Origin of the sequence: Streptomyces sp. NPDC086080 (assembly GCF_044540255.1) — a bacterium.
Lineage (GTDB): Bacteria > Actinomycetota > Actinomycetes > Streptomycetales > Streptomycetaceae > Streptomyces.
The window spans coordinates 40,079-54,058 of record NZ_JBITRU010000019.1 but is presented as its reverse complement, the minus strand read 5'-3'; the positions used below and the strand labels follow the sequence as shown (position 1 = coordinate 54,058).

Annotated in this window: 9 protein-coding genes; 3 read left to right on the top strand and 6 right to left on the bottom strand. The window is 72.5% G+C overall.

Annotated elements, in window-relative coordinates:
• Positions 1-56 precede the first annotated feature (56 nt).
• Entirely contained in the window at positions 57-3,614 is a 3,558-nt protein-coding gene (gene putP, locus ACIF9R_RS22445) for a sodium/proline symporter PutP (RefSeq protein WP_399982844.1), read from the bottom strand.
• A gap of 398 nt (positions 3,615-4,012) precedes the next feature.
• Between putP and ACIF9R_RS22440 the strand changes: the two genes are divergently transcribed.
• Positions 4,013-4,981, top strand: coding sequence for a sporulation protein (locus ACIF9R_RS22440; RefSeq protein ID WP_399982841.1), 969 nt, complete (start codon positions 4,013-4,015; stop codon positions 4,979-4,981).
• Between the two features lie 146 nt (positions 4,982-5,127).
• Here the strand turns inward: ACIF9R_RS22440 and ACIF9R_RS22435 are convergent, their stop codons facing one another.
• A complete protein-coding gene (locus ACIF9R_RS22435) occupies positions 5,128-6,060 on the bottom strand; it encodes a M56 family metallopeptidase (protein ID WP_399982839.1) in 933 nt (310 codons plus the stop codon).
• A 5-nt stretch (positions 6,061-6,065) separates the two neighbouring features.
• Positions 6,066-6,455, bottom strand: a complete 390-nt coding sequence (locus tag ACIF9R_RS22430) for a BlaI/MecI/CopY family transcriptional regulator (RefSeq protein WP_399982836.1) — start codon at positions 6,453-6,455, stop codon at positions 6,066-6,068.
• 149 nt (positions 6,456-6,604) lie between these two features.
• Here ACIF9R_RS22430 and ACIF9R_RS22425 point away from each other — a divergent pair, with 149 nt between their 5' ends.
• Positions 6,605-6,802 (top strand): twin-arginine translocase TatA/TatE family subunit, encoded by a 198-nt coding sequence (locus ACIF9R_RS22425; protein WP_399982833.1) that lies wholly within the window; start codon positions 6,605-6,607, stop codon positions 6,800-6,802.
• 39 nt (positions 6,803-6,841) lie between these two features.
• On the opposite strand, the gene pflA is transcribed toward ACIF9R_RS22425, so the two are convergent.
• From pflA to ACIF9R_RS22410, 3 genes are all read right to left on the bottom strand, one after another.
• Positions 6,842-7,588: a pyruvate formate-lyase-activating protein gene (pflA, locus tag ACIF9R_RS22420; RefSeq protein WP_399982831.1), complete on the bottom strand. Its 747-nt coding sequence runs from the start codon at positions 7,586-7,588 to the stop codon at positions 6,842-6,844.
• Positions 7,585-9,843: a formate C-acetyltransferase gene (pflB, locus tag ACIF9R_RS22415; protein ID WP_399982828.1), complete on the bottom strand. Its 2,259-nt coding sequence runs from the start codon at positions 9,841-9,843 to the stop codon at positions 7,585-7,587. Before pflB ends, pflA begins: the two co-directional genes overlap by 4 nt.
• A gap of 190 nt (positions 9,844-10,033) precedes the next feature.
• The gene (locus tag ACIF9R_RS22410) at positions 10,034-10,957 is read right to left on the bottom strand and encodes a universal stress protein (RefSeq protein ID WP_399982826.1); all 924 of its coding nucleotides are present in this window, start codon (positions 10,955-10,957) and stop codon (positions 10,034-10,036) included.
• Between the two features lie 254 nt (positions 10,958-11,211).
• On the opposite strand from ACIF9R_RS22410, the gene ppdK reads away from it, so the two are divergent.
• A complete protein-coding gene (ppdK, locus tag ACIF9R_RS22405; protein ID WP_399982824.1) occupies positions 11,212-13,908 on the top strand; it encodes a pyruvate, phosphate dikinase in 2,697 nt (898 codons plus the stop codon).
• Positions 13,909-13,980: the final 72 nt, after the last annotated feature.

Here is a 13,980-nt window from a genome sequence, read left to right as displayed (position 1 = left end):
CGATACCGCCGGAGAACGGCCCGGTCTCCCCTGCGCCGCACGGCCCGCCGCGCGGCTCAGGAGCCGACGAAGGGCTGTTCCGTCCAGATGACCTTGCCGGACGGTGTGTGGCGGGTGCCCCAGCGGTGGGCGAGCTGGGCCACGATCATCAATCCGCGTCCGCCCTCGTCCGTGGTGCGGGCGTGGCGCGGGCGCGGTGATGTGCCGCTGCCGTCGGAGACCTCGCAGACGAGGGTGCGGTCCCTGATCAGTCGCAGGGCCACGGGGCCCGACGCGTGGCGGATGGCGTTGGTGACCAGTTCGCTGACGATGAGCTCCGTGGTGAACGCCAGGTTGTCCAGACCCCACTCCGACAGTTGCCGGACGGCGGCGTTGCGGGCGTCGCCGACCGCGGCCGGGTCGCGGGCCAGGTCCCAGGACACGACCTTGTCCGGCGAGAGGACCCTGGTCCGCGCCAGGAGCAGCGCGGCGTCGTCGGGCGGCGGTCCGGTCAGCAGGGTGTCGACCGCGATCCGGCCGGTCTCCTCCAGCGTGCGTCCGGGCACGGCGAGCACGTCGCCCAGCCGGGTGATCCCCACGTCGATGTCCCGGTCGGTGGTCTCGACGAGACCATCGGTGTAGAACGCCAGGAGGCTGCCTTCGGCCAACTCCAGTTCGACGGATTCGAACGGCAGGTATCCGAGGCCGAGGGGCGGCCCCGCGGGCAGGTCCAGGATCTCGGCGGCGGCGGCGGGGGGCACCAGAACGGGCGGGAGGTGGCCCGCGCGGGCCAGCGTGCACCGTCTGCTGACCGGGTCGTACACGGCGTACAGACAGGTCGCTCCCATGAAGCCGGCGCCCGCTTCGGCCGCGTCCTCGCTGTTGTCGTGCGCTCCCATGAGCCCGATGACGAGGTCGTCGAGGTGGGCGAGCAGTTCGTCCGGGGGAAAGTCCAGGTTGGCGAGCGTGCGCACCGCGGCGCGCAGGCGTCCCATGGTCGCCGCCGCGTTCATCCCGTGTCCGACGACGTCCCCGACGACGAGGGCGACCCGTGCCCCGGACAGCGGGATGACGTCGAACCAGTCGCCGCCCACGCCGCTGGGAACCCCGGCCGGCTGGTACCACGACGCGACGTCGAGTGCGGATCCCCCGGTCAGGGCCTGCGGCAGCAGGAACTCCTGCATGGCCCGGGCCGCCGTGCGCTCACGGGTGAAGCGGCGGGCGTTGTCCACGGACACCGCCGCGCGGGAGACGATCTCCTCGGCGAGGCGCACGTCGTCGTCCTCGAAGGGGGCGAAGCGCCCCGACCGGGCGAAGGTCGCCGCGCCGAGGGTGACGCCGCGCGCCCGCAGCGGCACCACCATCACCGAGTGGAAGCCGTACTTGAGGATCGTCGCGCCCAGGGAGGGGTCCTCGGTCACCCAGGGGCTGGCGACGCGGTCCAGCGTCCGTTCCACAAGGGTCCTGCTCTGCTGCAGGCAGCCTGTCACGGGCGAGGAGGGGGCGCGCCGCACCGCTTCCCCCACGGCCAGGGAGCCCTCCGGACAGCCCTCGCGCATCGATGCCTGTCCCGCGCGGCGGATGACGGGTGCCATGCCGACCGGCCCCGGGGCCGGCTCCTCGCCCCGCATCACGGAGTCGAGCAGATCGACGGCCACGAAGTCGGCGAGGGCCGGCACGGTCTCGTCCGCCAGTTCCTGCGCGGTCCGCCGGATGTCCAGCGTGCTGCCGATCCTGGCGCCGGCGTCGTTGAGCAGCGCCAGGCGTTCCTGGGCCCGCCGGCGATCGGTGACGTCGATGAGCATGTACAGGATGCCCACCGTGCGCTCGCGGCGGTCCTTCATCCCGAAGAACGAGGCGGACATCGCGCGGGCCCGCTCGGGATCGTCGGTGGTGGTGCGGAACTCGCAGTCCATGACCGGAAGCCCCGTGTCGAGGACCGAGCGCATCTTCTCCTCGAAGAGCGCCGCCTCCGCGGCGGGCAGCACCTCACCCACCCGCCGTCCCAGACGGTCGCCCAGGGGCACGACGCGGTCCAGGGGGGCGTTCACCCAGACGTAGCGCAGATCGGTGTCCACGACCGCCAGGCCGACCGGGGCGTGGGCGAGGAAGGAGGTGAGCATCAACTGGCTCATCCCTCCCCCGGGCATCCGCCAGAAGGCCCGCTTCGGCGGTCGGCCGGCATACCGCCCGAACACCAGGGCGGCGGCCGTGGCCACCAGGACGCCCGGGACCATCTCGTAGACACCCGATTCGATCGGTCCGAGCAGGGGGTTGATCCAGTCCCACAGCAGCACGGTGCCCGCGCCCGCCACGATGCCCGCCATGGCCCCCGCCCAGGTCATGCGGGGCCAGTACAGGGACAGCAGCACCACGGGGCCGAAGGCGGCTCCGAAGCCCGCCCAGGCATGGGCGACGATGCTCAGCAGTCCGTCGCCCCTGAGCGCGATGACGAAAGCCACCAGGATCACCAGGACCACCGTGCCGCGTCCCACCCACACCAGCGCCCGGTCCGTGGCGCGCCGGTTGAGGAAGGCCCGGTAGAAGTCCTCCGTCAGCGCCACGGAGGAGACGAGGAGCTGACTGTCCGCGGTCGAGATGATGGCGGCGAGCACCGCGATCAGCATCACGCCGGAGATCCACGGGTTGAGCAGTGCCTGGGACAGGGCGATGTACACCGTGTCCGGAGCGGCCAGCGCGGGGGTGAGTTCCCCGATCCCCGCCAGGCCGACGAGCGTGGCGCCGGCGAGTACGACCACGACCCACGCGGTTCCGATGCGCCGGGCCGCGGGGACGTTCCGGGCACTGCGGATGCTCATGAAACGGGCCAGGATGTGGGGCTGCCCGAAGTAGCCGAGGCCCCAGGCGAGGAGCGAGACGATCGCCACGGCTCCGAGCGTCCCGTCGGCCGACCACAGCCCGTCCCCGTAGTCGACCCGTGCCCCGGGATCGCGCAGTGCGGGCTCCCGGCTGTCGAGTGCGTCGCCCAGGGCGCCGAAACCGCCGAGGGCGACGACGGCGGTCACGGGCAGCACGACCAGCGCGAGGAACATGAGCGTGGCCTGCATGACATGGGTCAGGCTCACGGCCAGGAAGCCGCCCAGGCACGAGTAGACGACGATGACCAGGGCGGTGAGGCTGACCCCCAGCCCGAAACGGAGATCGAATACGGTTTCGAACAACAGTCCGCCCGCCACCAGGCCGCTGCTGACATAGAGCGTGAAGAACACCAGCGTGACGGCGGCGGAGACCAGTCTGAGCATCCGGGTGCGGTCCTCGAACCGCTCCTCCAGATACGCGGACAGACTCACGGCGTTGCCGGCCCGCTCGGTGTAGGTGCGCAGCCTCGGTGCGACGAAGAGCCAGTTGAGGTAGGTGCCGGCCGCGAGGCCGAGAGCGATCCAGGCGGAGCCGATGCCTGCCGCGTAGACGGCGCCGGGGAGCGCCAGGAACAGCCAGCCGGACATGTCACTGGCGCCCGCCGACAGGGCGGCCACGGACGGCCTGAGCCGGCGCCCGCCCAGGGCGAAGTCCGAGAAGGTGCGAGTGCGGGTCAGGGCCCAGAACCCTGTTCCGACCATCGCGGCCACGTACAGCACGAACGTGGTCACGATCGGCGCACTCAAGTTGAACATATGTCCTCGCCCGGGAAGTCCGCGATCAGGGATACACCCGTCCGGCCGACACGCCAATGCTTTGGCGCCAAATCTACCGATTTCACGCACCCGCAACCATGCGGGTGCCCAGGACCCGGCCCTGGGACCACTCGATGGCGGAGCCCGGCACCGGTCGGTGAGGCGGCTCGAAGGCGAACCGGATCGCCTCGTCGCACCGGTGCGGACGGCGCGGAACGTACGCATGTGCGACCCCAACCCGCTTCTCCGGAGGCCGACTTGAGACGGCGAACGAGGACGGGGGCCGCCCTGACCCCCTATGCTTCTACTCGCTTGTAGAACGACCGCGGTGCCCTCCCGGTGTGCGGCGCCGTCGTCATGGAACACACACGTATGCCCAGTAAGGAGCGGACGCCACCATGGTGTTCAAACGACTGCTCGGCTCGCTCGGCGTGGGCGGCCCCACCGTCGACACGGTCCTCACCCCCGGCCCCGCCCTGCCCGGCGGAGCCCTCACCGGCACGGTTCATCTCAAGGGCGGCGACGCCGCCTTCGACATCGAGCACATCACGCTGGAGCTGGTGGCGCGAGTCGAGGCCGAGCACGAGGACGGCGAGAGCGAAGGCGTCGTCGTCTTCGACCGGTTCACGGTCGGCGGGGGCTTCCGGCTCGCCGAGGGCGAGGAACACGGTGTGCCGTTCAGCGTGACCCTGCCGTGGGAGACCCCGATCACCGAGCTGTACGGGCAGCCGCTGGGCATCGTGCTCGGAGTGCGGACCGAGCTGTCGGTGGCGGGCGCCAGGGACAAGGGCGATCTCGATCCGCTGACCGTCGGCGCGCTGCCCGCCCAGGAGCAGATCCTCGACGCCTTCGGCCGGCTCGGCTTCGGCTTCCGTTCGGCCGACCTGGAGTACGGACACATCGGCGGCACGGGGCAGCGGCTGCCCTTCTACCAGGAGATCGAGATCGTCCCGTCGCCCGAGTACGCGCACCTGATGAACGAGATCGAGGTGACCTTCCTGGCGAACCCCGGCGGCGTGGAGGTCGTCCTGGAGGCCGACAAGCGCGGCGGTCCCTTCTCCGGCGGCCACGACGCGCTCACCCGGTACACCGTCGGACATCACGACGCGCGCGACTGGAACACCGAGGTGGACGGCTGGGTGCGCCGGCTGGCCGAGCAGCACGGGCACGGCGAGTACCCGGGACACCACGGGCACGACGCTCACCACCACGACACCCACCACCGGTCCGGACCGGGCATGGGCACGGTCGTCGCGGCGGGCGCCGCGGGCCTGGCGGTCGGTGTCGTCGGCGGCATGGTCGCGGCCGAAGTCGTCGACGAGGTGGGCGACCTCTTCGAGGGCGACGAGGAGGAGGAAGAGGAGTGACGGCAGTGGGCGGCCACCACCGCTCACGCGCCCGACGGCGGCTCCGGCACGGTCGACAGGGATGAGCAGGCCCTGGCAGGCCGGGGCGCCGGCCCGCCGCCGTCACCCCGGCGCCGGCCCGCCGGCCGTCTCCCACCCCGCCCGGGTCACAGGGGGGTGGCCGCGTACAGGATGAGGGCCATCGTCACGGCGGAGTTCGCGGACGACATCGCGGAGAGGGCGGCTCCCGCGGCGGCGCCCCACGCCGCCAGCCCCACCAGGGTGAACAGCGGCGGCCAGCGCCGTACGGCCGGGGCGGGCCCGAGCAGCGCGGCCACCCGGCGCGGAACCGGTCCGGCCGCGGCGAGGCCCGCAAGAGTCGGCACCGGGGTGCCCCGCGACACCAGGGCCGCCGTGCCGATCGCGTGCGCCACCGCGCGGCGGCTGCCGACGGCCTGCGCGGCGTCCTCGTCCGCCCACCGTTCCGTCGTGTACGCCACAGCGGTCCGCAGCGGCCGCAGGAACGGGTTGGCCCGCGCGGCCAGCTGGACCGCGAGGAGGAAGCGGTGGTGGCGGGCGGCGAGATGGGCCCGCTCGTGCGCGAACAGCGCACGGCGTTCGGCCGGTCCGAGGTGCTCGAGCAACCCCGTGGTCACCACCACCCGGCCGCCTCGCCCGCCCGGCAGCGCGTAGGCGTACGGCACGCCGTCCGGCAGGACCGCCACCTCGCTCCCGCGCAGCCCGGCCAGCGCCCGGTGGGCCCCGCGGCGCACCCGGCCGTGCCGCCACAGCGTCCGGCCGCACGCCGCCAGGACCGCGCACAGGGCCGGGATCGCCGCCTTCCCGACGACCTCGTCGTACGGGACGGCGGCGCGCACCTCGGGGTCCGACCAGCCGTCGGGCAGGGGGTTGCCGGGCAGCTGGGCGGTGCCGACCACCATCACCAGCGCCAGGCACACCGTGCTGCAGACCGCCATCACCGCGGCCACCGACGTCAGCAGCCGGGTCGCGGTGCGCGGGTGCAGATGATGTTCGGCGAGGCGCGCAATCGGCCAGGCGGTCAGGGGCAGCACCAGCGGCAGGAAGACGAACACCCCCATGCGGCTCAGGCTTCCCCGTCGTTCCCCGGCCGGCCCAGCAGCTCCCGCAGGAGGCGTTCGTCGTCGGGTCCGAGGCCGGTGACGAAGCTGGCGAGGACGGCCTCCCGGTCGTTCTCGGCGTCCAGCACCTTGCGCATCTTGTGCGCGGCCAGGCCCGCCTGGTCCGAGGCGGACGTCCACACGAACGACCGGCCCGCACGCCTGCGGGTGACCGCGCCCTTGGCGAGCAGCCTGGTCAGGATGGTGATGACGGTCGTGTAGGCGAGGTCCGTGCCGAGGCGGTCCTGCACCCAGCCGGCCGTCACCGGGCCGTCCGCCTCCCGCAGCGCCGACAGGACCAGCGCCTCCAGCTCACCCTGCCCCCGCCGCCGGGACCGCTGCCGCTGCTCCGTCACGCCCTGACTCCCTTCCGCCACCACCGGTTTCCCGGGCAGTCATCGTATAGACGCCCTCCCGGAATCCCGGCGCAGCCCACAGGAACCCCCATCCAATCTACAGTGATGTAGATTCATGACCGGGCCCCGGAGAAGGAGACAGGACATCCATGTTCGGACTGAGCGAGCTGGCCGTCATCCTCATCGTCGTCATCGCCGTCCTCGCCGCCAAGAAGCTTCCGGATCTCGCCCGCTCGGCGGGAAAGTCCGCCCGCATCCTCAAGGCCGAGACCCGCGCCATGAAGTCACCCGCGCCCGAGCCGCCCGAGTACCGGGTCGGCACGCCGCCGCAGGACGGCAGGCCGTAGGCCGGTGAGGCGGGGGGGGGCGCCCTGTGGCCTTCGGGCTCACAGCGCCCGAAGGCCGTGCTCCCGGAACTGTTCACGCACCCGCTCGATCAGGTTCGCGTCCGGGACGGGGGTGTCGCGCAGGGCGAAGGGGATGCCCAGCGCGTCGTACTTGTGGGCGCCGAGCTTGTGGAACGGCAGGACGTCCACCCGGTCGACGTTGCCCAGCCCGGCGAGGAAGCCGCCGAGGCCGTCGACGGCGGCCGGGTCGTCGGTCCAGCCGGGGACGAGGACGTAGCGGATCCACACCGGGACGCCGAGCCGGTCCAGACGGGTGGCGAAGTTCAGCGTCGGGGCGAGGTCGCCGCCGGTCAGCCTGCGGTAGGTGCGTACGTCGAAGGACTTGATGTCCAGCAGCACCAGGTCGGTGTCGGCGAGCAGGGCGTCGCCCGCCCGGGCCCCGAGGAAGCCGGAGGTGTCGAGAGCCGTGTGCAGGCCCATTTCCTTGCAGCGGCGGAAGATCTCGGCGGTGAACGCCGGCTGGAGGAGGGCCTCGCCGCCGGTGAGAGTGACGCCACCGCCGGCGGTGGTGATGAAGGCCCGGTACTTTCCGATCTCGGCCATCACCTCGTCGACGGTGGCCGGCTTCCCGTCCCGCATGTGCCAGGTGTCCGGGTTGGCGCAGTACAGGCAGCGCAGGGGGCAGCCGCTGAGGAAGAGCACGAACCGGGTCCCGGGACCGTCCACTCCCGTGGACAGGTCCCAGGAGTGGATCCGGCCCGTGACCGGCTCGACCGTGGTGCTCACAGCGATCCGTGGAACGTGCGGCCGATCACGTCGAGCTGCTGCTCGCGGGTCAGGCGGACGAAGTTGACGGCGTATCCGGAGACCCGGATCGTCAGCTCCGGGTACTTCTCCGGGTGCTCCATGGCGTCCCGCAGCACCGCACGGTCGAGGACGTTCACGTTCATGTGGAAGCCGCCCGAGGCCGTGTACGCGTCGAGGATGCCGACCAGGTTGCCGGCGCGCTCCTCGGGAGCACGGCCGAGCCCGTCGGGGGTGATGGTCGTGGTCAGGGAGATGCCGTCCCGGGCCTGTTCGTACGGCAGCTTCGCCACCGAGAGCGCCGAGGCGGCCACCCCGTGCCGGTCCCGCCCGTTCATCGGGTTGGCGCCCGGCGCGAAGGGCTCGCCCGCCCGCCGGCCGTCGGGCGTGTTGCCGGTGTGCGCTCCGTACACCACGTTCGAGGTGATGGTCAGCACCGACTGCGTGTGCTCGGCGTCGCGGTAGGTGGGGTGCTTGCGCACCTTGGCCATGAACGACTCCACCAGGTCCACGGCGATCGAGTCGGCGCGGTCGTCGTTGTTGCCGTAGGCGGGGAACTCCCCCTCGGTGCGGAAGTCGACGGCGAGTCCGGTGGCGTCCCGGAAGACCTTCACCCGCGCGTGCTTGACGGCGGACAGGCTGTCCACGGCGACCGACAGCCCGGCGATGCCGCACGCCATGAACCGGTGCACCGGGTGGTCGTGCAGCGCCATCTCCAGGCGCTCGTAGGCGTACTTGTCGTGCATGTAGTGGATGACGTTCAGCGCGTCGACGTAGGTCTTCGCCAGCCAGTCCAGCACACGGTCGTACGCCGCCGACAGCTCGTCGTGGTCGAGGTACTCCCCCGTCAGGGGCGGCATCGGGGGCGTGATCTGCTCGCCGGTCATCTCGTCCCGGCCGCCGTTGACCGCGTACAGCAGTGCCTTGGCCACGTTGACCCGCGCGCCGAAGAACTGCATCTGCTTGCCCACCGCCATCGCCGACACGCAGCAGGCGATCGCGGTGTCGTCACCGGTGCGTGGCCGCATCAGCTCGTCGGACTCGTACTGGATGGCGCTGGTGTCGATGGAGACCTGCGCGCAGAACCGCTTGAAGCCCGCGGGCAGCCGCGGCGACCACAGGACGGTCAGATTGGGCTCGGGAGCCGGGCCGAGGTTGTAGAGGGTCTGCAGGAAGCGGAAGGACGTGCGGGTGACCAGCGGCCGGCCGTCCCTTCCGATGCCGCCGATGGACTCGGTCACCCAGGTGGGGTCGCCGGAGAACAGGGTGTCGTACTCGGGGGTGCGCAGGAACCGGACGATCCGCAGCTTGATCACGAAATCGTCGATCAGCTCCTGGGCCCGGGTCTCGTCGAGGGTGCCGTCCTCCAGGTCCCGCTGGAGGTAGACGTCCAGGAAGGTGGAGGTGCGGCCGAGCGACATCGCGGCGCCGTTCTGCTCCTTCACCGCCGCCAGGAAGCCGAGATAGAGCCACTGCACCGCCTCGCGCGCGGTGGCGGCGGGGCGTGAGACGTCGCAGCCGTAGGTGGCGGCCATCTCGGTCAGCTCGCCCAGGGCGCGGATCTGCTCGGCCAGTTCCTCGCGGTCACGGATGACGTCCGGGCTGGAGGGCTCCGTGTCCAGCAGGGCGCGCTCGGCGCGCTTGGCCTCGACCAGCCGGGCCGTGCCGTACAGCGCGACGCGCCGGTAGTCGCCGATGATCCGGCCGCGGCCGTAGGCGTCGGGCAGGCCGGTGATGATGCCGGCCCTGCGGGCGGCGCGCATCACGGGGGTGTAGGCGTCGAAGACACCGTCGTTGTGGGTCTTGCGGTAGGAACCGAACACCTTGGTGACGAAGGGGTCGGGTGCGTAGCCGTACGCCTTCAGCCCGGCTTCCACCATGCGCAGGCCGCCGTTGGGCATGATCGCGCGCTTGAGCGGTGCGTCCGTCTGCAGACCCACGATCAGTTCGCGGTCCCGGTCGATGTAGCCGGGGGCGTGCGAGGTGATCGTGGAGGGAGTGGCGGCGTCGACGTCGTAGACGCCACGGCGCCGTTCCTCGGGGAAGAGGGCGCTGACCTTCTCCCACACCGCGCGGGTGCGGTCCGTCGGCCCGGCCAGGAAGCGGGCGTCGCCCTCGTACGGGGTGTAGTTGGCCTGGATGAAGTCGCGTACGTCGACGCGCTCGCGCCACCCCGTCCCGGCGAACTGACGCCAGGCGTCGGCGGTGCGAGGGCCGGCCGTCACGGTCGCGGTCATCACGGTTCCTCTCCCTTGGTGGGCTCTCACCACCGATGTTCGTCGCCCGCGGGGGGTGCGGGCAGTGCCGGACAGGGCACCGGCCCGGCTCCGTCCGGCCCTCGTGGGCCGGGACCTTCGGCAACGGCCGGCATGCGAAACCGGCCGCACGGCCCGCGGGGTCCGGGGCCGTACGGCCGGCCGGCCGCGTTCAGGCGTGCGGTATCACGGCGACGGGGCAGGCGACGTGGTGCAGGACGGCGTGGGTCACCGGGCCGGTGTGGGCACCGAGCCGCCCTCCACCCGTACGGCGTCCGACCACGAGCAGACCGGCGTCGCGCGCGGCGCGCACCAGCGCCGCGGCGGCCCGGCCCCGGGTCACGGTCCGGGTCACCCGGACCGTCGGGTACTTCGCGCACCAGGGCGCCAGAACCGCGGTCACCGCCCGTTCCTCGGCGGCGAGCCCGTCCGCCGCGGCCACCGGGGCCGGTGGTGCGGCCGGGGCCGTGATCAGCGACGCGTCGAGGACGGGCCGTGACAGCGCCCGGAACGCGTGGACGACGCGCAGGCCGGCGCCCCGGCGCCGCGCGGCGTCCAGGGCGAACTCGATCAGTTCGTCGCACGGGTGCCGGATGTCGAGCCCCAGCACGACGTCGCGGCAGGGCGTCCGGGGAATCTCCTCCGGGGCCACGCCGTCCGCGGCCGGGAGATGCTCCTGCGCGGCGCTCCACCCCGGCCTCACCAGCACCACGGGACAGGACGACCGGGCGACCACCCGCTGGGACACGGACCCCGTGACGAACCCGCCGACACCGCTCACCCCGTGCGATCCGAGGACCAGGAGCTCGGCCTCCGCGGCTTCGGCCACGAGGGCGGCGACCGGGGCGTCGGGGACGACGCGGCCGGTGATCCGCAGCCCGGGATGGGCCGCGCGTACCCGGTGCACGGCCTCCTGGACGGTCCGCTCGGCCGGGTCCTGCCGCACGCCGTCCGCGGGGGCGTGCGGCACGGGACGACGCGTGGCGTGCACGACATCGAGTCCGGTGCCCCGGCGCAGCGCCTCCGCGGCCGCCCAGTGCGCGGCCGCCGGACCGGCGGAGGATGCATCGACTCCCACTACCGCGTTGCGAGGCATGGCACGTCCCTCCCGGGCCCCGGATCCCTTCCGGTGCTCCTGACACCCGCCAGGCTCTTCCCCGTGTGGCCGACCGCCAAGGGCCGCACAGTCCTCGCAGGGCTCCTTTCGGCCCCCCATCCTCGAAGGGGGCCATGCCGGACGGGCCGCCACGGGTCCATCGGCCCCCGGCCCGGGTCGGCCGGCACCTCGCGCCCGGGGCGCGCACGTCCGACGCTGGAGGTATCACGCCCCTAGTGGAGGAGCAGGGTGTCATGGTCCGTTACGTGTACGACTTCGCCGACGGCGGCCGCGAGATGGCCGACCTGCTCGGCGGCAAGGGCTCGAACCTGGCCGAGATGACCCGGCTCGGGCTGCCGGTTCCGCCGGGTTTCATCATCACCACCGAGGCCTGCCGGGTCTTTTTCACCACCGGTGGCGAACCGTCGGGCATGTCACGGGAGGTCTCCGACCATCTGGCGGCCGTCGAAGAGGCCGCCGGCCGGCGGCTGGGACAGCGGGACGATCCGTTGCTGCTGTCCGTCCGCTCGGGGGCCCGGTTCTCCATGCCCGGCATGATGGAGACGATCCTCGACATCGGACTCAACGACGACTCGGTCACGGGCCTGGCCAAGGCCTCCGGCAGCGAGCGGTTCGCGTGGGACTCCTACCGGCGCCTCGTGCAGATGTTCGGCAGTACGGTCATGGGTGTCGACGCCGCCCTGTTCGAGCGGGAGATGGCCGAACTCAAGGAGCTGCGGGGCGCCCCGGACGACGTGCACCTGGAGGCCGGTGACCTGGCCGAACTGGTGGAGACGTACAAGTCCGTGATCCGCCGGGAGACGGGCGAGGACTTCCCGCAGGCCCCCTCCGAGCAGCTCCGCCGGGCGATCCTGGCCGTCTTCGAGTCCTGGAACGGCGAGCGGGCGCGCCTGTACCGCCGGCGCGAGCACATCCCGGACGACCTGGGCACCGCCGTCAGCGTGCAGCGTATGGTCTTCGGCAATCTCGGCCCGGACTCGGGCAGCGGCGTCGCCTTCACCCGTGACCCGGCCACCGGGCATCCCGGGCTGTACGGCGACTACCTGCCCAACGCCCAGGGCGAGGACGTCGTCTCCGGTATCCGCAACACGGTGCCGCTGAGTGAGCTTCAGCGCCTGGACCCGGAGTCGTACGCCCGGCTGCGGACCCACATGGAGACGCTGGAGCGTCACTACCGGGACCTGTGCGACATCGAGTTCACGATCGAGCGCGGCACGCTGTGGATGCTCCAGACCCGGGTCGGCAAGCGCACCGCGGAGGCGGCCTTCGCCCTCGCCGCCGCACTCGCCGACGAGGGGCTCATCACCCCGGACGAGGGCCTCGCCCGGGTGAACGGCGAGGAACTGGCGCGGCTGATGTTCCCGCGCTTCGACGCCTCGGAACACGGCGAACCCCTCGCCCACGGTCTCCCGGCGTCCCCGGGTGCCGCGGTCGGAGCGGCCGTCTTCCACTCGGCGGAGGCGGTACGGCGTGCCGCGGCCGGCGAGAAGGTGGTCCTGGTCCGCCAGGAGACGAACCCCGACGACCTGCCCGGAATGATCGCCGCGCAGGCGGTGCTCACCAGCCGCGGCGGCAAGACCAGCCACGCGGCCGTGGTGGCCCGCGGCATGGGCAAGGTCTGCGTGTGCGGGGCCGAGGAACTGACCGTGGACACCGAGGCGCGACGCTTCACCGCAGCCGACGGCACGGTCGTGGAGGAGGGCACCGTCATCTCCGTGGACGGGTCCGCCGGCACCGTGTATCCGGGGGAGGTGACCCTCGTCGACTCGGCTGTCATGCGGTTCCTGGAGACCGGCGGCACCGACGAGGGGGCGGCCTGGACGGTCGACGCGGTGGCGCGGGCACTGGCGCGGGCCGACACGGTCCGGCGGCTGGAGGTGCGGGCCAACGCGGACACCCCCGAGGACGCTGCCCGGGCCCGCCGGTTCGGCGCCCAGGGCATCGGACTGTGCCGCACCGAGCACATGTTCATGGGTGAGCGCCGCAAGCTGGTGGAGGAGATGATCCTGGCGACCTCACAGGACGGGCGCGAGCGTGCTCTGGCGGCGCTGCTGCCGCTCCAGAGGCGGGACTTCGCGGCCATCCTGGAGGCGATGGACGGGCTGCCGGTCACCATCCGCCTGCTGGACCCGCCCCTGCACGAGTTCCTGCCCGACCGGACCGGACTCGCGGTGCGGATCGCCACGGCCGAGGCGCGCGGCGATCTGCCGGCCGCGCACGACGTCGAGCTGCTGACCGCGGTGAACCGGATGCACGAGGAGAACCCGATGCTCGGGCTGCGGGGCGTGCGCCTCGGCCTGGTGATTCCCGGACTGGTCGCCATGCAGGTACGGGCCATCGCCGAGGCCGTCGCAGAACGCACCCGGGCTGGCGGCGCACCCCGGGCGGAGATCATGGTTCCGCTCGTCGGGGACGTCCGTGAACTGCGTATCGTCCACGACGAGGTGCGGCGTGTCCTGGCCGAGGTCTCCGAGGAGTCCGGCGTCCTCGTCGACTGCCCCGTCGGCACCATGATCGAGCTGCCGAGGGCGGCCCTGACGGCGGGCCGGATCGCCGAGGAGGCGCAGTTCTTCTCCTTCGGCACCAACGACCTGACCCAGACCACCTGGGGCTTCTCCCGCGACGACGTCGAGGCCGAGTTCTTCTCCGCCTATCTCGACAAGGGCGTCTTCCCGGTCTCCCCGTTCGAGACCCTCGACCGGGACGGCGTGGGCCGGCTCATCTCGCTCGCCGTCGCCGAGGGCCGCGCCACCCGGCCGGACCTGAAGATCGGCGTGTGCGGCGAGCACGGCGGTGATCCGGAATCGGTTCACTTCTTCCACGCCGCCGGCCTGGACTACGTCTCCTGCTCGCCGTTCCGGGTCCCGGTGGCCCGGCTGGAGGCGGGGCGGGCAGCGCTGGAGGACACCGAGGTGAGCGACAGCCGGTGACCGGGACCCCCGGCCGGTGCCCCGGGGCCGGTAGGCCCTGGGGCCCGGGTGGGGGACGCGGCACTCTGAGAC